Annotated in this window: 17 protein-coding genes and 4 pseudogenes; 7 read left to right on the top strand and 14 right to left on the bottom strand. The window is 65.4% G+C overall.

The window, feature by feature from the left end:
- Positions 1 to 15 precede the first annotated feature (15 nt).
- Positions 16 to 330, top strand: a complete 315-nt coding sequence (locus H7J89_RS07900) for a DUF4286 family protein (RefSeq protein ID WP_264040512.1) — start codon at positions 16 to 18, stop codon at positions 328 to 330.
- A gap of 5 nt (positions 331 to 335) precedes the next feature.
- Complete coding sequence (locus tag H7J89_RS07895) at positions 336 to 1,601, top strand: amidohydrolase family protein (protein ID WP_264040504.1); 1,266 nt, start codon at positions 336 to 338, stop codon at positions 1,599 to 1,601.
- A 105-nt stretch (positions 1,602 to 1,706) separates the two neighbouring features.
- On the opposite strand, the gene H7J89_RS07890 is transcribed toward H7J89_RS07895, so the two are convergent.
- From H7J89_RS07890 to H7J89_RS07865, 6 genes and pseudogenes are all read right to left on the bottom strand, one after another.
- A complete protein-coding gene (locus tag H7J89_RS07890; RefSeq protein ID WP_264040498.1) occupies positions 1,707 to 2,309 on the bottom strand; it encodes a carboxymuconolactone decarboxylase family protein in 603 nt (200 codons plus the stop codon).
- Positions 2,306 to 3,061, bottom strand: a complete 756-nt coding sequence (locus tag H7J89_RS07885) for an SDR family NAD(P)-dependent oxidoreductase (protein WP_264040481.1) — start codon at positions 3,059 to 3,061, stop codon at positions 2,306 to 2,308. The genes H7J89_RS07890 and H7J89_RS07885 overlap by 4 nt, the downstream gene beginning before the upstream one ends.
- Before the next feature lie 4 nt (positions 3,062 to 3,065).
- Positions 3,066 to 4,343 (bottom strand): annotated as a pseudogene (locus H7J89_RS07880) (cytochrome P450).
- Complete coding sequence (locus tag H7J89_RS07875; RefSeq protein ID WP_372513738.1) at positions 4,340 to 4,807, bottom strand: hypothetical protein; 468 nt, start codon at positions 4,805 to 4,807, stop codon at positions 4,340 to 4,342. Before H7J89_RS07875 ends, H7J89_RS07880 begins: the two are co-directional and overlap by 4 nt.
- A gap of 2 nt (positions 4,808 to 4,809) precedes the next feature.
- Positions 4,810 to 5,334 (bottom strand): hypothetical protein, encoded by a 525-nt coding sequence (locus tag H7J89_RS07870; protein ID WP_264040465.1) that lies wholly within the window; start codon positions 5,332 to 5,334, stop codon positions 4,810 to 4,812.
- Positions 5,331 to 6,710 (bottom strand): aromatic ring-hydroxylating oxygenase subunit alpha, encoded by a 1,380-nt coding sequence (locus tag H7J89_RS07865; RefSeq protein WP_264040456.1) that lies wholly within the window; start codon positions 6,708 to 6,710, stop codon positions 5,331 to 5,333. Before H7J89_RS07865 ends, H7J89_RS07870 begins: the two co-directional genes overlap by 4 nt.
- 284 nt (positions 6,711 to 6,994) lie before the next feature.
- Between H7J89_RS07865 and H7J89_RS07860 the strand changes: the two genes are divergently transcribed.
- A complete protein-coding gene (locus tag H7J89_RS07860) occupies positions 6,995 to 7,603 on the top strand; it encodes a TetR/AcrR family transcriptional regulator (RefSeq protein ID WP_264040446.1) in 609 nt (202 codons plus the stop codon).
- Between the two features lie 78 nt (positions 7,604 to 7,681).
- Here the strand turns inward: H7J89_RS07860 and H7J89_RS07855 are convergent, their stop codons facing one another.
- The 7 genes from H7J89_RS07855 to H7J89_RS07825 form a co-directional block, all read right to left on the bottom strand.
- Entirely contained in the window at positions 7,682 to 8,710 is a 1,029-nt protein-coding gene (locus tag H7J89_RS07855) for a CaiB/BaiF CoA transferase family protein (protein WP_264040440.1), read from the bottom strand.
- The gene (locus H7J89_RS07850) at positions 8,707 to 9,663 is read right to left on the bottom strand and encodes an LLM class F420-dependent oxidoreductase (protein ID WP_264040431.1); all 957 of its coding nucleotides are present in this window, start codon (positions 9,661 to 9,663) and stop codon (positions 8,707 to 8,709) included. Before H7J89_RS07850 ends, H7J89_RS07855 begins: the two co-directional genes overlap by 4 nt.
- Complete coding sequence (locus tag H7J89_RS07845; RefSeq protein ID WP_264040423.1) at positions 9,648 to 10,073, bottom strand: cobalamin-dependent protein; 426 nt, start codon at positions 10,071 to 10,073, stop codon at positions 9,648 to 9,650. The genes H7J89_RS07850 and H7J89_RS07845 overlap by 16 nt, the downstream gene beginning before the upstream one ends.
- The gene (locus tag H7J89_RS07840; RefSeq protein ID WP_264040403.1) at positions 10,073 to 11,650 is read right to left on the bottom strand and encodes a methylmalonyl-CoA mutase family protein; all 1,578 of its coding nucleotides are present in this window, start codon (positions 11,648 to 11,650) and stop codon (positions 10,073 to 10,075) included. The genes H7J89_RS07845 and H7J89_RS07840 overlap by 1 nt, the downstream gene beginning before the upstream one ends.
- A gap of 108 nt (positions 11,651 to 11,758) precedes the next feature.
- Complete coding sequence (locus H7J89_RS07835) at positions 11,759 to 12,571, bottom strand: class I SAM-dependent methyltransferase (RefSeq protein WP_264040396.1); 813 nt, start codon at positions 12,569 to 12,571, stop codon at positions 11,759 to 11,761.
- 56 nt (positions 12,572 to 12,627) lie between these two features.
- Positions 12,628 to 13,266 (bottom strand): M15 family metallopeptidase, encoded by a 639-nt coding sequence (locus H7J89_RS07830; RefSeq protein ID WP_264040842.1) that lies wholly within the window; start codon positions 13,264 to 13,266, stop codon positions 12,628 to 12,630.
- 90 nt (positions 13,267 to 13,356) lie between these two features.
- A complete protein-coding gene (locus tag H7J89_RS07825) occupies positions 13,357 to 13,956 on the bottom strand; it encodes a TetR/AcrR family transcriptional regulator (protein ID WP_264040387.1) in 600 nt (199 codons plus the stop codon).
- Between the two features lie 61 nt (positions 13,957 to 14,017).
- Between H7J89_RS07825 and H7J89_RS07820 the strand changes: the two genes are divergently transcribed.
- A complete protein-coding gene (locus H7J89_RS07820; RefSeq protein ID WP_264040379.1) occupies positions 14,018 to 15,733 on the top strand; it encodes a CocE/NonD family hydrolase in 1,716 nt (571 codons plus the stop codon).
- A 4-nt stretch (positions 15,734 to 15,737) separates the two neighbouring features.
- Here H7J89_RS07820 and H7J89_RS07815 read toward each other — a convergent pair.
- Positions 15,738 to 16,250, bottom strand: a pseudogene (locus H7J89_RS07815) (carboxymuconolactone decarboxylase family protein).
- Between the two features lie 606 nt (positions 16,251 to 16,856).
- Here H7J89_RS07815 and H7J89_RS07810 point away from each other — a divergent pair.
- The 3 genes and pseudogenes from H7J89_RS07810 to H7J89_RS07800 form a co-directional block, all read left to right on the top strand.
- Positions 16,857 to 17,285 (top strand): annotated as a pseudogene (locus H7J89_RS07810) (IS110 family transposase); the annotation flags it as partial.
- Positions 17,286 to 17,563: 278 nt separating this feature from the next.
- Positions 17,564 to 17,944 carry a transposase gene (locus H7J89_RS07805; RefSeq protein WP_308205109.1) on the top strand — a complete coding sequence of 127 codons (381 nt, stop codon included), beginning with the start codon at positions 17,564 to 17,566 and terminating at the stop codon, positions 17,942 to 17,944.
- Positions 17,945 to 18,161: 217 nt separating this feature from the next.
- Positions 18,162 to 18,650, top strand: a pseudogene (locus H7J89_RS07800) (integrase core domain-containing protein); the annotation flags it as partial.
- Positions 18,651 to 19,052: the final 402 nt, after the last annotated feature.

Raw genomic sequence — 19,052 nt, 5'->3', positions numbered from 1 at the left:
AGAGAGGTGACGGCGATGGCCAAGGGAATCATGTACGTCGAAAGTCGGCCCAGTTCGCCCGATCGCGAACAGGAGTACAACACCTGGTACGACGAAGTCCACATACCCGAACTGCTGGCGCTCGACGGAATCGTCGCGGCTCGCCGGCTGCGCCCGATTGACGGCCAGGGCCCCTATGTCGCCATTTACGAACTCGAAGGCGATGATCTGCAGGCCATCTTGGACAACATGATCGCCAACGCCGGCCAGCTGCACATGTCCGATGCGTTGCTGTTGGATCCCGCGCCCGTCCCCCGGTTGCTCGAGACGACCAGCGAGCAGAGCCGCTGAGCCTGATGAATGTCGATGACCTGATCCTGGTGAGCATTGACGACCACGTCGTGGAGCCGCCGGACATGTTCCTGCGCCACGTCCCCGCCAAGTACAAGGCAGAGGCCCCGATCGTCGTGGTCGACGACAAGGGCGTCGACCAGTGGATGTACCAGGGCAGGCCGCAGGGTGTGAGCGGGCTCAACGCGGTGGTGTCGTGGCCGCCCGATGAATGGGGCCGGGACCCGGCCGGTTTCGCCGAAATGCGCCCGGGCGTCTACGACGTCCATGAGCGCGTCCGGGATATGAACCGCAACGGCATCCTGGCCTCGATGTGCTTCCCCACCTTCACCGGCTTCTCCGCGCGTCACCTCAACATGCACCGCGAGGAGGCGACCCTGGTGATGGTCTCGGCATACAACGATTGGCACATCGACGAGTGGGCCGGCTCCTACCCGGATCGGTTCATTCCGATCGCCATCCTGCCGACGTGGAACCCGGAGGCGATGTGCGCCGAAATCCGCCGGGTGGCGGCCAAGGGCTGCCGGGCGGTGACCATGCCGGAACTGCCGCACCTGGAAGGACTTCCGAGCTATCACGACGACGAGTACTGGGGACCGGTGTTCCGCACCTTGTCCGATCAGAACGTGGTGATGTGCCTGCACATCGGAACCGGATTCGGGGCGATCAGCATGGCCCCCGACGCGCCGATCGACAACCTGATCATCCTGGCCACCCAGGTCTCGGCGATGTGCGCGCAGGACCTGCTCTGGGGACCCGCCATGCGCAAGTACCCCGACCTGAAGTTCGCGTTCTCCGAAGGCGGCATCGGCTGGATCCCCTTCTATCTGGACCGTAGCGACCGCCACTACACCAATCAGAAGTGGCTGCGCCGCGACTTCGGGGACAAGCTGCCCAGCGAGGTCTTCCGCGAACACTCGCTGGCCTGCTATGTCACCGACAAGACTTCGCTGAAGCTGCGTCACGAGATCGGCATCGACATCATCGCCTGGGAATGTGACTACCCGCACTCGGACTGCTTCTGGCCAGACGCGCCCGAGCAGGTGCTGGCCGAGCTGAACGCCGCCGGAGCTGACGACAGCGACATCGACAAGATCACCTGGCAGAACTCGTGCCGGTTCTTTGGTTGGGATCCGTTCGCGCGCACCCCCCGCGACGAGGCGACCGTGAAAGCCTTGCGCGCCAATGCGGTTGACGTGGATGTGTCGATTCGGTCGCGCGCCGAATGGGCCCGGCGCTATCAGGAGAAGCAACTCGCCAAGCTGCCGTAGCGGGGCGGCTTCGCACGCGCAGGTGACGCGAGCGCGCGGCTCGATTCACATTCGGCACCGAGTGTGCGGCTAGCTGCACACTCGCGCGGTGGCGGCGTTTTTCGTTCAGGGCAGCGGCGCGCTGCCAGGTGGGGGTGCGAGGCCCCAGGTCTGGAAGGCCATGGCCAACATGGTGTATGTGCCGACGACGAAGATCAATTCCATTGCGGCGTGGGTATCGAGTGTGGCGACCAGCCGCTCCCATGTCCCGCTGTCAACACGGCCGTCGGCGAGCATTTCGTCGGTCGCTTGCAGGACAAGCAAGTCGGCGCCGGCGAACCCCGCGTTGCCTGCGGCGAGTCTCGCGATGTCCTCCTCCGGGACACCGTTGTCGATGGCGAGTCTGGCGTGCTCGCCCCAGAAGAAGGCCGAGCGGCGATTGTTCGCGACACGAAGGATCGCCAACTCACGTAGGCGCGGCGACAGCTCACCGCGCCGCAACAGGAAGCCGTTGAAGGTCAGGAAGGCTTGGGCCATCGCGGGATGGCGGGCGAGCAGCCCGATGATGTCGAATTTCAACGGGTCCATGGCGTGACCCGACCCGGCGCGCGGAACCCTGTCCCCCGGAATGCCCAGCAGCACACCGAAAGCCGCATACTCGGCATCCCCCCACTGGTCGGCGGCCAGGGGGGTCAGCGTTTGCCGCATGCCGCTGTCCTCGTCGGTCATGTTCTCCGCCCTCCGTTGACGCCGATGACTTGTCCGGTGATGTAAGACGATTCGTCTTGACAGAGGAATACCGCCGCGTTGGCGATATCCTCCGGCCGGCCGGCCCGCCGCACTGGCGTGATGCTCGCGAAGTGCTCCAGGCTAGCGGTGAACCTACCCTCGGCGATCGCCTTCTCGAGCATCGGCGTCACCACCATCCCGGGCGGAATCGTGTTGACGGTGATGCCCTTCGGGCCTAGTTCCAAGGCCAAACTCTTCGTCAGCCCGATCACACCGGCCTTGGAGCTGACGTACGCAGCCATCCGGGCCTGACCGCCTTGGGCGCTGGACGACGAGATGTTGACGATGCGACCCCATCGAGCGTCGAGCATGTCGGGCAGCACCACCTGTGTGCAGACGAACGGGCCACGCAGGTTCACCGCCATGACGCGATCCCACTGCTCGTCCGAGATCTCCGCGAACTTGCCGAATTGCTCAATGCCGGCGTTGTTCACCAGGATCAGCACCGGCCCAAGCTCGGTGCGGACCTTGGACACCGCGGACTCGACCTGCGCGCGGTCGGACACGTCGACGACGTAACCCCGGACGTCGGCGCCGTCTCGATTCAGCCGAGCCGCTTGCGTCTGCACCCACTCGGCGGCGACGTCGAACATCGCAACTTTGGTGCCGCGCGCGGCGAGTGCCTCCGTGATGGCCAAGCCCAGTCCCATAGCCCCACCGGTCACGATTGCGGTTGTCCCCTGAAACGGCATCGCACTACTCGAATCGGATGTGTAGCCGGGTGAGCCCCCGCAATATAAAGGTGGGCAAGTATCGGTACCGGCGGTCGCCGGGAGGGCCGTGCTTTTCCTCGTCGATGCAAATGTGCTTGGTGCGGGCGAGCATTCGCTCCAGACTGACCCGTGCCTCGGTGCGTGCCAGCGGCGCTCCCGGGACAGGCATGCGGACCGCGGCCGAACGCGACATGACTGCGCGCGTTAGGACGGTGGATGTCGAACACATCGGGCTCGGGGAATTTGCGAGGATCACGATTGAGCGCCGCATTGACGAGCATCACGGTGGTGCCTGCCGGAAGGTCGACCCCGCCGACAGCCACCGGGCACTTGGACAAACGAAAGTCACCGCGGACCGGACTCTCGTAGCGCAAGGCCTCCTCGATGAAATCGGGAACGAGTTCGCGGTCGGCGCGTAACTTGTCTTGCAGTTGCGGGTTTTCGGCGATCATCATCACTGCGGCGCTGAGCAGGCGCACCGTCGTTTCCTGCCCGGCCGCGAACAGATTGGCCGCTACGCGCACCGCGTCTATCACTTCCGGCGTGCTGCCGTCCGGGAAGGTGGCGGATGCGACTCCGGTCAGCACGTCACCGCGCGGATTTCGCCGCCTGTCGTCGATGTAGGCGGTGAACTTGCCATAGAGGTATTCCAGCGGTGAATGACGCATGGTGTCGCCCTCGCTGCTACCGATCGTGCCCGCTTCGCTGAGCAGCGCGGCACGGAATTCCTCGTGATCCGACTCGGGAACACCCAGCAAGTCCGCGATCACCAGCATCGCGAAGGGAGAGGCGAAATCCCCGATGAATTCGCACCGTTCGCCGCTCAGAGCGACGTCCAGCTGCCGGTCGGCGAGGCGCCACATGAACTCTTCGTTTTCCTTGAGCCGCTTGGGGGTGATCATCCGGGACAGCAACGCGCGGTGCGCCGTGTGCACCGGCGGATCGAAGGTGGGCAACTGGTCATTGAACGGCAATTCGCCACGCCGCGCCGCGATCAGCTCGCTGATGTCGTCGTCACCCCGGTCGTCCAGCGCTACGTGGAACCCGGGGAACGGGCCCGTCACCGAGATGCATGACGAGAACCTCTTGGTGTCGTTGTAGATCGCGACGCCCTCGTCGTATCCGGTAACCATCACCACGTCGTGGTGTTGCTCGCGTCGCAGCGGACAATCCTCGCGCATCGCGGCGAGATAGTCGTACGGATCGGCCAGCACCTCTTGTCGGTGAAGAAGTCCCTCTTGTCGATCTCGTCGGCCTTCACCGCGGCAGTTCCACTCCCTCAAAGCTTTTGAACATCTCCGGTTGCGGCGGCGTCATCTGCAGGTAGAGGTCGATGTGCCGGATCCTGTCATCGTCGGTGAACTCGTATACCGACAGCGAATTGACCACGCTGCTGAAATCGCCTACTTCGCTGCGCTCCTCCAGCTCGAGGAACACCCGGCCGCCGGACTCCGTGATGCGTTTGAACGAGCACTCCCACTTCGATGACGTCGCCCAGTTGGTGAGGAATTCGACATAATCGGGCCACTTCATCACCTCTTTGAAGGCGCCGACTCGTTCGAACTCGCCGACGGCGACCAGTTCGGCCAGCGGCCCCCAACTGTCTGCCGAGAAGCCCGGCTTCTTCGCCTCGTCGACAAGACGTTTCGTGATGTTGCAGTACTGCAGTACCGCGCGAGGTCGACCGGTGTGCGCGCCGATGACGTCCTCGACCCTGAGCGGCACCTTCACACCGACACCCCGGCCTTCGCCAGGCAACGTTCCAGCGCCTCGACGTACTCCCCGGTGCCGTGGAACGGACCATGCACTCCGATGGCGACGTCCAAGAAGGCGTTGTACTCGTCATTGACGTGGGTCTCCCAGCGCGTCAACTCCCCCGCCTCGTTGGTCTCGATGAAGCTGTATGAGTAGAAGCCCATCCGGACGCCGTCCTTGGTGTGGCCCTCCCATCGGGTCTTCATCACCACACCGTTTTCGGCCGGCCAGTATTTGAAGTCGGCGGGTTTCCAGTCCGGGAAGGTCAGCGAGTACGCCTTGGCCTCCATCGTCGACGCGCGTGCGGTGTCCTCGGGGAACTCACTGAACTTGAACACCTGATCGCCGGTGAAATACGGCGATACGTAGATGCCGTCGTCGGCGAATTTCCAAGCATCGGCGAACGCTTCGCCGTCCTGGACTCCCTGGCGCAGGTAGGCGTCACGGTAAGCCTCGGCCATCCGGTGGTGGTGGGCGATGCGTTCGTCGATATTCATTGGACTTCCTCCCGGTTCACCGCACCATTGGCCATGTAGCGATCCACCACGGAGTGGTAGTGGCCGATGACGACTTCCTCTTTGACCAGCGACATGTGGTCGAGTCTGCTGTTGCGCAGTCCGAGTTGCTGTCGAGGCATCTGCTCGTAATCCTGTTGCAACGCTTCGAAGTACTTGTAGCTGCCGGGCTCGTCGACTTCGGTCAGCGGGACCCTGAAGGCGTCGCGGTGTTCCTGCGGCAGGTACATGTAGCTGCTGACGTGCCAGATGCACCGGTTCGGGTCGCCGTCGGGATGGGGCACCGCCATGATGACGTGGCATTCGCCGGCGCGGATCGTCATGAAGTAGTTGGGAAACAGCACCCAGCCCTGGTTGTCGCTCATCTGGTCGTCGGTGAGGCCACTGACGTCGAGCCCCATGCCGGTCAGGGTGTCGCGGGTCGCACGCTGAAGCAGCTTGCGCGCGGTGACGCCCTCAGGAAACTCGACCGAGCCGTCCGGCGCGCGGTATTCGGCGACGAGCTCCTGGAAGCGCGGGATGACCGCGACGGTCGAGGGGAACGTGTCAGGAAGGTTCAGAATGCCCTCGATCTGCTTCTCTGCACTGGCACCCTTCACTTCGAACGGAGCAACCGCGACGCTGTGGTTTTCGAAGAAACGGTATCGGGCTGTCGTCGGATCGATCACGAGCACGGTGAGGAGTTGCGGGTGGATGCCGTTGATGTGGTAGCCCTCTTCGAAGGCGTCCATGACGACCTTCCAGTTGCACTCCAGGGGCTCTCGGACATTCATCACGGTGACCATGTCGTCGAGGTGGTATGGGGTGAGCAGTTCAATGACGTCGGGGCCGAGGAAGTCGCTGAGCGGCTGAGCATTTGGGTCCGGGTTGACGAAGATGAATCCACCGAAGGTGTCGACCGGCACTTCCAGGAGGGAGTTTTCGTTCTTGTCGATCGGGCCGGCGAGGTTCTCTCGCAGCATCCCGCGCAGCTTGCCGTCCAAGTCGTATGACCAAAGGTGGTACTGGCACAGGAACCCGCGCTTGGCGTTCCCGGCGGCGGCGTTGCACAGGATGTTTCCGCGATGACGACAGGCGTTGACAAATCCGCGCAGTTTCTCGTCCTTGCCGCGGACGATCACGAACGATTGGTTGAGGATCCGATATTGCTTCCAGTCACCCGCGTTGGGAAGCTCGTCGACTCGCCCGGCGATCTGCCATACCCGCATCCAGATGCGTTCGTGCTCCTCCTTGGCGTAGTCGCGCGACGTGTAGCGGTCGGTCGAGATGGACATGTTGAAGGCTTCGAGGTCGTGTTGGTCGAGCCCCACAGCTGCGTCCCGCTCCACCCACTGCCCCGGTCGTGTCACTTGGCTCATGCCGATCTCCTCATCGTGGCGACAGTCGGACGCGAGCGGGCTGCAGCATCCTGTGACGGGTGTCACCATATACATCGCTGTATTAGATATACAAGAGTGTATTAAAGTGGCTCATGTCACACGACGGGGCTCGCGCCCGCGGCCGCTTGATCGAAACGTCGCGGCGGTAGAAGGGTGTTCCGGATCGTGGATGAGCGGTCAATACTGTTGCGCAACAAATCTTTTAGGTAGATCGCGCGGCATGAAAGGGCCGCAGGCGTGCTGCGGTGTGGGAGGATGAGCGGGTGGCGGAACGGTGGACGAGGGAACGACGCCTCGAACACACCCGCGGCCTGCTATTGGATGCCGCGGAGGAGATCTTCGCGCGCAAGGGCCTGAGCGGCGCCGCGCTCGAGGACATCGCCGACGCGGCCGGATACACGCGCGGCGCGATCTACTCCCACTTCGGCGCCAAGGAAGAGTTGTTCCTAGCGGTAACTGACCGTCAACGGCAGCGGTTCCTCGACGGCTTCACCGAAGTCATCCAGTCCTTCCATCGGCTCGGCGACGTCGATATCGACGAACTCGCCGAGCGGTGGGGCCAAGCCAGCAACGACCCGAACCGTGCCGCGCTCAACTACGAACTCACGTTGTTCTTGTTGCGGAGCCCGGAAGCCCGCGACAGGCTCGCCACACAGCGATTGGAGACCGTCCGCTCGCTGGCCGATTTCATCGCCAAGAACGTTGCCAGACTGGGGGCGTCACTCACGATGCCGGCCGATGCGCTGGCCCGCGTCATCCTTGCCGTCAACGACGGCGTCACCCTCGGCAGCCAACTCGACGGAGTAAATCTATACCGCCCGTATCTGCAGCTGGTGGTGTCGGCGGTGGTGCCCGCCGGTGACTCGTCGTAACCAGAGTCGCCGAGGCGCACCTCACGGGCCCGGTCAACGCGTAGTCGCTTCCGGCAGGCTCCGCAGCGGCCTATTCGCTCAGCTCGGCGGCGGTCGGTACTCGGGCTCGTAACCCGAAACGTGGATCGGACTCCCGACGAGGCGGAAATCGCCTGCAGTCACAACGATTTCGGGGGTCGCTTCTAGCGCCTCGGGCAGCGTCCTGACCGCAGCTGCCGGCACGCCCAATGGACGCAGCCTACGTTCCCAATCGGCGGCGGTGTCGGTCGCCAGCATCGCGGTGACCACCGCGAGCACCTCGTCACGGCGAGACACCCGTTCGGCCATCGTCTCGAAGCCGCCGATACCCGCCTCGGTCGCGAACGATTTCCAGAAGCCGTCATGCGTGATGAACAGCGCCAAATACCCGTCGGCGGTCGGAAAGAGTTGCGCCGGAACATAATACGAATGGGCGCCGTGGGGCCTTCGCTGTGGTTCGACGCCCTCGTTGAGGTAGGCGGAGGCGTGATAATTGAGCTGCGACAGCATGACGTCGCGCAGCGAGACGTCCACCTGCCCGCCGGTGCCGGAGATGATTTTGGCCAACAGTCCCAGGGCCGCACACATTCCGGTGGAGTTGTCGGCCGAGGAGTAGCCGGGCAGCGTCGGCGGGCCATCCGGGTCACCGGTCAGCGCGGCGATCCCGAAGCCCGCCTGCACCACGTAGTCGAAGGCGGGATCGTCGCCGCCGTGCAGGCCGAAGCCGGTGATGGCCACGCAGACGATCCGCTCGTTGTGCCGGCGCAGCTGCTCGTAGGTCAGGCCCAGCCGGCGGATCGCCGACGGCTTCAGGTTCACCAGCAGCGCATGGGATTCCACTAGCAGCTCACCCAGCCGTTGCTGTCCCGCTTCGGAGTTGAGGTCCAGACAGATGCTGGTTTTGTTGCGGTTGAGGCTGGCGAAGTAGCTGGGCCCTACCCCACGCGAGATCTCCCCGCCGCGCGGCTCGATCTTGGTGACGTCGGCGCCCAGGTCGGCGAGCAACATCGTGGCGTACGGGCCCGCCAGCATGGTACCGACCTCGAGGATGCGTATCCCCTCGAGCGGTCCGGCGGATGCCGGCGTCAACGCAATTCCGTTGCGAGCGAGGCGATCATCTCGCGTGTCCGCCGCTTGGAGGCGACAAGCTCGTCACGGTTGTCGCCGATGGGCAGCAGCCGCACGGACAGATCGGTGACGCCGGCATCGGCGAAACGGCGCATCCGGGCGAGGATTGCCTCCGGGTCGCCGGCCGCGCACAGATCCCCGACATCGCGGGCGTCGCCACGTTCGAGCAGGCGCTGGTAGTTGGGCGACACCTCGGCCTCGCCCAAGATGCGGTTGGCCCGCTCCTTGGCTTCGTCGACTTGCCCCGGCGCACAAAGGCATACCGGGATGCCCGCGACGATTCGCGGCGCGCACCGCCCGGCATCCGCGGCGGCCTTGGTGATCTTGGGTGCGATGTGGTCACCGATGGCCCGCTCGTCGGCCATCCACAACACGGTGCCGTCGGCGAGTTCACCGGCGATCTGCAGCATCACCGGCCCCAACGCGGCGACCAGAACCGGCATCGGGGTATCGGCCCCGATCGCCAGCGGATTGTGCACCGTGAACGAATCATTCTCGACGTCAACCGGTCCCGGTCCGGCGATCGCGGCGTTGAGCACCTGCAGGTAGTCGCGGGTGTAGGCGGCCGGCTTCTCATACGGCAGGCCGAGCATGTCCCGGATGATCCAGTGGTGCGACGGTCCGACACCCAACGCCAGCCGCCCGCCGGCCACGGCGTGCGTCGAGAGCGCTTGGCGGGCAAGGGCGATCGGATGCTGGGCCTGCAGCGGCACCACCGCGGTGCCCAGCTCGATGCGCGAGCTGTGCGCCGCCATCAGCGACGCCATGGTCAGGCAGTCGAAGTCGTCGGGCACCTGCGGCATCCACGCGGTGTCCAGGCCCGCGGATTCGGCCCATTCGATGTCCGAGGCCAGCTTGTCCACCTTGCGGGCCATGTCGCCACGCTCGGCGCCGATCATTACTCCGACGCGCACTGGTCCTCCACAACGGGTTCGGGGGTGCCGGTCAATGCGCGGATCTCACGCACGAGGACGTCGAGCGATGTCCCGGTGGGGAATACCGCGGCAGCACCGGTGGCGAGCAGCTTGGGCACGTCGGCGTGCGGGATCGTTCCCCCGACCACGACCGCGATGTCCGCGGCGTCGGCGGCACGCAGTGCCTCGATGGTGCGCGCGGTGAGCGCCAGGTGAGCACCGGACAGGATGCTCAGCCCGACGACCGCCACGTCCTCCTGGACGGCGATCGAAGCGATGTCCTCGATGCGCTGCCGGATGCCGGTGTAGATCACCTCGAAGCCGGCATCGCGCAGCGTGCGGGCGACGATCTTGGCGCCGCGGTCGTGTCCGTCCAGGCCCGGCTTGGCGACCAGAATCCGGGCGGCCACTAAAACACCACCGGTTGCTGGAATTCGCCCCACACCGCCTTGAGCGCGGAGACCATTTCACCGACCGTGCAGTATGCGTTGGCGCAGTCGACCAGCCTGTGCATCAGATTGTCGTCTCCTTCGGCGGCCCGCGATAGTGCCGCGAGACTGGATTTGACGGCGGCCGAATCCCTTTCGGCCTTCACCTTCGAGAGCCGCTTGAGCTGGAGATCGCGGCCCTCGGCGTCCAGTTCATACGTCACGACATCCGGTTCGGGCTCCTCGGTGACGAACCGGTTGACCCCGACGACGGGCCGGGCACCGGACTCGATGTCCTGATGCACCCGGTAGGCCTCGTCGGCGATCAGGCCCTGCAGGTAGCCGTCCTCGATGGCATGGACCATTCCGCCGTGCCGCTCCAGGTCATCCATGATTTCGATGATGCGGGCCTCGGTGGCGTCGGTCAGCGCCTCGACAAAGTAGGAGCCTCCGAGCGGGTCCGCGACGCTGGCCACGCCGGTCTCGTGGGCCAGGATCTGCTGGGTGCGCAGCGCCAGTGTCGTGGTTTCCTCGGTGGGCAGGGCGAACGGCTCGTCCCAGGCCGCGGTGAACATCGACTGGACCCCGCCCAGCACCGCGGCCATCGCCTCGTAGGCCACCCGAACGATGTTGTTGTGGGCCTGCGGCGCGTACAGCGATGCGCCACCACAGACGCAGCCGAAGCGGAACATCGCCGCCTTGGCCGTCGTCGCCCCGTAACGGTCCTGCACGATCGTTGCCCAACGCCGCCGCCCCGCACGGTATTTGGCGATCTCCTCGAAGAAGTCGCCGTGGGTGTAGAAGAAGAACGAGATCTGCGGTGCGAACTGGTCGATGGTCATCCGGCCGCGTTCCACCACGGTGTCGCAGTAGGTCACCCCGTCGGCCAAGGTGAACGCCATCTCTTGCACCGCGTTGGCCCCGGCGTCGCGAAAGTGTGCGCCCGCCACCGAGATCGCGTTGAATCGGGGCACCTCGGCCGCGCAGAATTCTATGGTGTCGGCAATCAGCCGCAGCGACGGTTCCGGCGGCCAAATCCAGGTGCCGCGAGACGCGTACTCCTTGAGGATGTCGTTCTGGATGGTCCCGGTGAGTTTCGCCCGCGGTATGCCTTTTTTCTCGGCCGCGGCGACGTAAAACGCCAGCAGGATCGCCGCCGTCCCGTTGATCGTCATGCTCGTGCTGAGCTTGTCCAACGGAATCCCGTCGAACAGGATCTCGAAGTCGGCCAGGGTGTCCACCGCGACGCCGACCCGGCCGACCTCCTCGCCGAACTCGGGATCGTCGGAGTCGTATCCGCATTGGGTCGGCAGGTCCAGTGCGACCGACAGCCCGGTCCCGCCTTGCTCCAGGAGGTAGCGGTACCGGCGGTTGGATTCCTCGGCGGTGCCGAATCCCGAGTACTGCCTGAAGGTCCAGAGCTTGCCGCGGTAGCCGGAGGCGAAGTTGCCCCGGGTGAACGGAAACTCCCCGGGCGCCGGAGGCGACGCGTTAACGTCCCCCGGGCCGTACACCGGCGCAAGCGGAATGCCGGATGGTGTCTGAGCAGCGTTATCCATCGATGAATAACGTACTTGCAAAAAAAGAGAATGCCAATACCACATACCTGAGCTGGGGAAACAAGCGCAGCTCGGCGGTGTTCCGGCCCCGATCGGGCTTTGTTCCGCCTATGAGCGGCAGAGAATTTCGCCGTGTGGGATCGACAGCCAGCCATCCGGCGCCGCGGCCCATGCGCGCCACGCCGCGGAGATCTCGTCGAGTTGCGCCGTCGTGGCCAGACCCAGATCCAGCAGGTCTCGCGCGACCCGCGAGTGCAGTATCCGGTCGGCCCACATGCCTCCCCACCATTCGCGCGTCGCCGGCGTCGCGTAGCACCACACGCTGCCCGTCGGCGTCACGTCGGCGAAGCCCGCCCGCTGGGCCCAGGACAGCAACCGCCGCCCCGCCTCGGGTTCGCCGCGGTTCGCACGAGCGGCCCGCTGGTACAGCTCTCGCCACAGCTCCAGCGCCGGCAACTGCGGGAACCAGATGAATCCCGCGTAGTCGGCGTCCCGGGCCGCCACGACGCCGCCGGGTGCGCACACCCGTTTCATCTCTCGCAGTGCCCCTACCGGGTCGGCGACGTGTTGCAGCACCTGGTGCGCGTGCACGATGTCGAATGCGCCGTCCGGAAAGTCGAGCCGGTGCACGTCGGCGGTCACGAACGACACGTTCGACAGGCCACGCTGCTGGACCTCGGTGCGGGCGACGCCAAGCACGTCGGCCGACTGGTCGACGGCCGTCACCTGTCCCGGCGCGACGCGGGCGGCCAAATCAGCGGTGATCGTCCCGGGCCCGCATCCGATATCCAGCACCGACGAGCCGGACTTCAGGTGGGGCAGCAGGTACGCCGCCGAGTCCTCCGCGGTGCGCCGCTGGTGACTGCGAAGCACCGACTCATGGTGGCCATGCGTGTAGGTGGCCCCGCGTTCGTCCGTCATGCCTGTAGCGTAAGCGGCTAATCCATAATATGAAACTTGTATCTCACTATATGAGATCAATCCACCGGAACGTTGAGGATCGGGCGGTCGACCGCGGCGCCGGGACCATCGAAATGCCACCACTCGCCGGAGTACGGAGCGAGCCCGCCGTACTTCATCGCGTCCCGCAGCGCCGCCCGGTTCGCCTGGGCGTCGGTACCGACTCCCTGCGTTGCGAAAGCGTTTGCGCGCGAAGAGAAATCATCGAAGTCGGTGCCCATGTCGGCCAAGCAGAGCCCGTCCGCGTGCAGCCCGGACGCGCACGGCTGCTGAGTCGTCGTCAACGTCACGTCCACTGAACGCCCCGACTCGTGGCTGTGCGCATACTGCCCGGGCCGGGCGACCCACGCCGGGTTGGGCACGACGTTGAACATCTTGACCTGGACGTCGTGGGGCCGGTAGCAGTCCCAGAACACGAGCAGGTGCCCCTGCGGGCGCAGCGCCGTGGCGGCCGCCGCCAGTCCGGGGGCCATCGATTGATGCACCAGGCATCGGGCGTCGGAGGGGTACAGCTGTGTGTGCGTGAAGTTGTTGGTCGTCGCGTAGCGCAGGTCGATGACGGCGTCGGAGACGACGCTGCGGACGTCGACGAATCCCGCCGCGCGCGCCGCATCGCTTACCGGCGGGACATCGGGACTCGCGTGCGCGGTCCCCATCCCGGAGACCGCGACCGCAAGCGCAAGCGCGGAGCGCAAGTGACGCATCTGGTCATTGTCGCGGTTCGAGGCGCCGAGTCGCGTTATCTGCTAGGAGATGTCGCCCTCGACGTAGCGTTGCAGGTTCGGCGCCATCGCCGCCACCACTTCGTCCTCGGGCATCGACGCGATCGGCTCCATCTTCCAGACGTAGCGCAACAATGCGAAGCCGATCAGCTGGGTGGCGATCAAGCCGCTGCGCCGAAGCCGTTCGTCCTCGTCGGCGCCCAGCGTGGAACCGCCGATCAGTCCGCGTTCGACGATCAGCCGCAGCTTGTCTCGGGTCTTGTCTTCATGGGCGGCGGTCAGCACCACCGCCCGCAGGATCGGCCCGACTTCCTCATCGGTCCAGGTGTCCAGCACGGTGCGGATCAATTGCCGTCCGAGGTCGGCCTTGGGCGTCGCCCACGTCGCGGCCACCGCATCGAGCCACTTCTGCGGCGGCGTGGTGGCGGCATCGAGCAAACCCTCCTTGGAGCCGAAATAGTGATAGATCAGCGCCGGATCGACGTCCGCGGTCCGGGCGACGGCACGGATGGGCGTGCCGGCCCACCCATGTTCGGCGAATTCGTCGCGGGCAGCGGTCAGAATGCGCGCCGCCAGCACGCCGCGCTCGTCGCGCGGGCCTGGGGTGATCGATCGCTGCGGCACCGTCCCACCATACCCGAAGTTTCATCTTGCGTTGAGACTAGTTTCAACGTAGCGTGAAACTATGTCGATGCTCAATGGGCCGCAGACCACCGGCCGGGAATACCGGAACCTGAGCGAGCCGCGGTACGCATCGCGCACGGACATCAACACCGCGATCAGAATGCGGGACGGCGCAATGCTTTTGGCCGACGTTCATCGACCCGATGCCGACGGCCGGTTCCCGGCGCTGTTGGCCGCCTCGCCCTATCCCCGGCAGATGCAGGACCTCGGCGCCCCGGCGGGTTTCATTGAGGCCGGTAAATCGGACTTCTGGGTGCCACGCGGCTACGTGCACGTCATCGCCAACCTACGCGGCACCTGCGGCTCCGAGGGCACGTTCAACTTCTTCGACGCACAGGAGCGCCAGGATGTGCATGACCTGGTGGAGTGGACCGCGGCTCAGCCGTGGTGCGACGGAAACGTCGGCATGATCGGCATCAGTTATTTCGCGATGACCCAACTCGAGGCGGCCGTCGAGCGGCCGCCACACCTCAAGGCGATTTTCCCCCTTGCGGTGACGAGTGACCTGTACGAGGGCGCCAACCACCACGGGCTGTTGAGTTCGTCGTTCATCACCCCGTTTCTCGCCATGATGGGCCTGACCTCTGACCGCAGCGACAAGTTGTGGCGCAGCAAGCCAGTCGGGTTGGCGCGGCGCGTCCTCAACAGGCCGGGCGTCCATAAGAAGTTCGAGACCATGAACGGCGAGGCGGCGGTCACCATGCTGCGCCAATTGCTCAGGCTGCGGCACAATCCCCATCCGTGGGACGAACTATGGCAAGAGGCGGCGGTCAAGCACCCGACGCGCGACGAGTGGTGGGAAGAACGAAACCTGTTGCCACTGCTCAAGGGAATCGACATCCCGGTCTACTTGGGGTGCGACTGGCAGAACGTGCCGCTGCACTTGCCATCGACCTTCGCCACCTGGAAAGCGTTGCCCGACAACGCGTGCGTACGGGTGGGGATGCTAGGCGAGTTCGGGTTGACCTGGCCATGGGAAAGCATGCACACCGAGGCATTGGCCTGGTATGACCATTGGTTGAAGGGCCACGACACCGGGATCACCGACGGACCGCCGATCCGCTACTTCTTGCCCGGCGCCGACGAATGGCGAACCGCCGACTCCTGGCCGCCGAAGGCATTGCATCGCGAGCTGGCCCTGCGCGCTGACGGCGGTTTGGACGCCGACGAGGGCGAGCCGGGCGGTCGTGAATTCATGGTGCTGGGGTCGGGCCTGGGCCGCGTCAAAGCCAGCGAGATCGATCCGCCGTCGCTGTTGGTGTGGACCGGCGCGCCGCTGAGCCAGGACGTCGATGTGGTCGGCGATATCGAGCTGCGGCTGGTGGCCTCGGCGACGGCGATGGACACCGCGTGGATCGCGACGCTGCAGGACGTGGCGCCCGACGGGAAAACGACCGACGTGACCGCGGGCTGGTTGCGTGCCAGCCTGCGGGAGGTCGACGACGCGTCCAGCCGGCCCGGTGCGCCGGTGCTCCCCTGCCGTACCCCGCAAGCGGTGCCCCCGGGAGTGGATGTCGAGTATCGGATCCCGTTGGTTCCCAACGCACGCCGGTTCAAGGCTGACCACCGCATTCGGCTGACGCTCACCAGCGACGACCAAAACCCCTCGACGCCGGCAATCATGAACTTCCGGCATGCCAGCGTCGGCACCTCCAGCCTGAACACCGTGCGCTCGTCGTCGCGGTTGCTGCTTCCGGTGCTCGAGGATCGCTCATGAAGCGTCACCGCAGCACCGATGCGTTCGAGCCCGCCTCGTCGAGAACGCGTTGCTTTTGCTCGGCGATGACCTGATTGAGGTAGGACGCCTTCGGCCCATCCGTAATACGCGGCGAAATGCAGGGCCAGCTCGTCCATCTCGTCAAACGAGACGTCACCGCTTTTCAGTGCGGCGTTGACGTGGGACATGATCGGATACTGGGCGTCCTGAAATCCGACGCACGCCAATGTGATCAGGCGCCGTTCCTTCATCCCCTGCCCCGGCCGCAACCACATCTCACCGAACACGAAGTTGAGGATGCCCGCACCGGAGTACGGGTTGTCTCGGCGAAGGCGCGAACAGGTGACGTACCGCCGGTCGCGCCGGCTCAGGCCTGGGCGCGCCCACACCTGCGCGAACACGAAGTCGATGAGCCCATCGGCGATCGCCGGGCTGGCATCCGTCGGCGCATGACGGTCATCACCTCCGCGAACGCCCGCGGGTCGCGATCGCGTCTCTGATCCGGGCTGCTCGTCATCTGATGGTCACCCCCGCGTCGACGGTGAACTGCAAGCCCGTCACGTGCCGCGCCTCGGTCGGAAACCAGGAACAGCACCGCGTTGCTCACGTCGACCGCCTCCGTCATCAGAACCGGCAGCGCGTTCATGAAGATGGGCCCAAGGTTGGGTGCGCGCCGTTTTCGGAGAGCTTTCCAGGAACTCGGTCACCGCCGGATTGACGGCCATCATCGTGCGGACCGCGGTGGGATGAACGGTGTTGCCCGAAGGGCACCAACGAGTTCGCCAGTGCCCGCATCAACCCGACACGCCCTGCTTGGAGGCGTAGCCCAGGCCGCCGCCTTTCAGACCACCGAACCCTGCAGCCCGGAAGTCGAGCTGGTGAACACGATTGCACCGCCCGCGCTGCCGGGACAGAGATGCGGCACGGCCGCCCACGCGGTGTGATAAGCGCCGTCGGGTTTACCCCGACCGCGGCCCGCCACTGTGCCAGCTCCTCCTCGATGTGAGCTGCCGGAAGGCCACGGAAGCGATTCCCGCGTTGGCACAGAAGATGTCGAGCCGGCCGAAGTGCGCCACCCCGGCGTCCAACGCGGCCATCACCTGATCGCACTCGTGGTTCCAGGATGACACAGCAAGGCAAGGGGAAAAACCCCAAGAAGCGGCGCATCGTCGGCGGGGTGGACACCCACGGCGATACTCATCACGCTGCGGTGGTGCTGCTCAACGGTATCCGCGTCGACGACGCCGAGTTCCCGGCCACCGCCGCCGGTTACGCGCTGCTGCTGGCCTGGTTGCGCTCGTTTGGGCGGCTGTTCGCGGTTGGCGTCGAGGGCACTGGGGCCTACGGCGCCGGCCTGGCCCGCCACCTCACCGCCGAGGGGGTGCGGGCGGTCGAGGTGAACCCGCCGGACCGGCGCCAGCGCCGTATCAAGGGCAAGTCCGACCCGCTTGATGCCTACGCCGCCGCCGAGGCGGTCTTGTCCGAAAGAGCTATCGTCACAACGAAACTGGGCACCGGCATCGTCGAAGCCATCCGGGCCCTGCACACCACCAGGGCGGGCGCGGTTAAGGCCCGCACCGCGGCGATGAACGAGCTGCGTGCACTGCTGGTCACCGCACCCGCCGACCTGCGCGACCGAATGCGCGGCCTCACCCCGGTTGCGCTCGTGGCCGCCTGCGCGCGGCTGCGACCCACCGGCGACTTTGGCGACCCGCAGGTCGCGGTCCGCGTCGCGCTGCGTAGCCTGGCGCGGCGCCACCAAGCCCTGAGCGCCGAGATCGCCGACCATGACGTCCAGCTGCGACCCCTCGTCGAGCGGCCTGCCCGCAACTGCTCGCCATCCACGGCGTCGGCTACGAGACCGCTGCCCAGCTACTGGTCACCGCCGGCGACAAACCCGACCGGATCGGCTCCGAGGCCGCTTTCGCCGCGCTGTGCGGGGTCGCGCCGATCCCGGCATCCAGCGGCAAGACACGAAAGCATCGGCTATCCCGCGGCGGCGACCGGCAAGCCAATCGCGCCCTGCACATGATCGCCTGCACCCGCCTGGCCACGTGTCCGCGGACCCGGGCCTACCGTGATCGCCGCGCACGAGAACAACTGTCGCCCAAGGACATCCTGCGCTGCCTCAAACGCTACCTTGCCCGACAGGTCTACAAGGCCCTCACCAGCACAAACACCGAACGAGACGAAATTCCCACAGCGGCTTGACAACCATAGGAGCATCGGGATGCTTCACAACAGGTCACCACTGGGCTGGGGGATCCGCAACAAAAACGGCAGCCGGGAATCTTCATCCGGGTTGACCGCAATCAACAACTGCGCCACACCACCGAGTCTGCCGGTCCACAAAACCCGAGCAACCAACCCCACGCATGGAGCCAATTCGAGCCGTCACCCCGGGACCACTTCAAGTTGACATCGCCAGTGGGCGATGGACTTCCAGTTCGATACCACCGGCGACGGCCGCGCCCTCAAGCTGCTCAACGTGATCGACGAGTTCACCCGTGAAGCTCTCGCCATTGAGGTTGATCGCCGCATCGACGCTGACGGCGTCGTTGCCGTCTTGGACCGTCTGGCCCTCACCCACGGCGCGCCGACCTATGTGCGCTTCGACAACGGTCCGGAGTTCGTGGCCCGCGCCATCAACGACTGTTGCCGATTCAACAGCACCGCTTCACTATTCATCGATCCCGGCTCGCCATGGCAGAACGCCTGGGTCGAGTCGTTCCACGGCCGGATCCGCGATGAACTGCTCAACACGTGGCGCTTCGACTCGCTCCTGGAAGCCCGCGTGATCATCGAGGACTGGCGCCGTGACTACAACGCCAACAGACCCCACACCGCCCACGGCGAACTCACCCCCACCGAGTTCGCTCTACAGTGGACCACGACCCACCAACCCCAAGTCGCATAGCGACTGGACCACCAAACGGGTCCCCCTCAACCGAGCCGAGCGGCGCGTCATACCTCGTCCAGAACGCGAACGGTCTCTCCGCGGTCGCTGCGGCCTCGGATACTAGATCGGCGAGCCGCGTTTGCGATCCGGGGAAGCCATAGCCGGCCATGGGACGGCAATCGTCTGGCCTGGGGACCGGGGTAATGAGGTTCCCCCGAGACCGTAGAGGCATCAGCTATAAGGGGTAGCGATGTCAGAGAAACGGAAGAAGTATGACCGTGAGTTCCGGGATGGGGCTGTCAACGGCGGCTGAAAATTGACCCCGTTTCGTCGGTTGAAAATTGACCCCCTCGGTGTTCATTCTTCGGTTGTCGAGCCCGGGACTCTCCCGAGGTCGCGGTCTTTGATGCGGTAGGAGTC

It is taken from the genome of Mycobacterium paraffinicum (assembly GCF_025822865.1).
GTDB classification, from domain to species: domain Bacteria; phylum Actinomycetota; class Actinomycetes; order Mycobacteriales; family Mycobacteriaceae; genus Mycobacterium; species Mycobacterium paraffinicum.
The sequence above is the reverse complement of the archived record's forward strand: the minus strand, read 5'-3'. Positions and strand labels throughout refer to the sequence as shown.

What these genes read in the sequence shown, in the direction of transcription:
- H7J89_RS07900 (WP_264040512.1), top strand. Translation starts at nt 16, where the DNA reads ATGGCCAAGGGAATCATGTACGTCGAAAGTCGGCCCAGTTCGCCCGAT.
- H7J89_RS07895 (WP_264040504.1), top strand. Translation starts at nt 336, where the DNA reads ATGAATGTCGATGACCTGATCCTGGTGAGCATTGACGACCACGTCGTG.
- H7J89_RS07890 (WP_264040498.1), bottom strand. Translation starts at nt 2,309, where the DNA reads ATGACCGACGAGGACAGCGGCATGCGGCAAACGCTGACCCCCCTGGCC.
- H7J89_RS07885 (WP_264040481.1), bottom strand. Translation starts at nt 3,061, where the DNA reads ATGCCGTTTCAGGGGACAACCGCAATCGTGACCGGTGGGGCTATGGGA.
- H7J89_RS07870 (WP_264040465.1), bottom strand. Translation starts at nt 5,334, where the DNA reads ATGAATATCGACGAACGCATCGCCCACCACCACCGGATGGCCGAGGCT.
- H7J89_RS07865 (WP_264040456.1), bottom strand. Translation starts at nt 6,710, where the DNA reads ATGAGCCAAGTGACACGACCGGGGCAGTGGGTGGAGCGGGACGCAGCT.
- H7J89_RS07840 (WP_264040403.1), bottom strand. Translation starts at nt 11,650, where the DNA reads ATGGATAACGCTGCTCAGACACCATCCGGCATTCCGCTTGCGCCGGTG.
- H7J89_RS07835 (WP_264040396.1), bottom strand. Translation starts at nt 12,571, where the DNA reads ATGACGGACGAACGCGGGGCCACCTACACGCATGGCCACCATGAGTCG.
- H7J89_RS07830 (WP_264040842.1), bottom strand. Translation starts at nt 13,266, where the DNA reads ATGGGGACCGCGCACGCGAGTCCCGATGTCCCGCCGGTAAGCGATGCG.
- H7J89_RS07820 (WP_264040379.1), top strand. Translation starts at nt 14,018, where the DNA reads ATGTCGATGCTCAATGGGCCGCAGACCACCGGCCGGGAATACCGGAAC.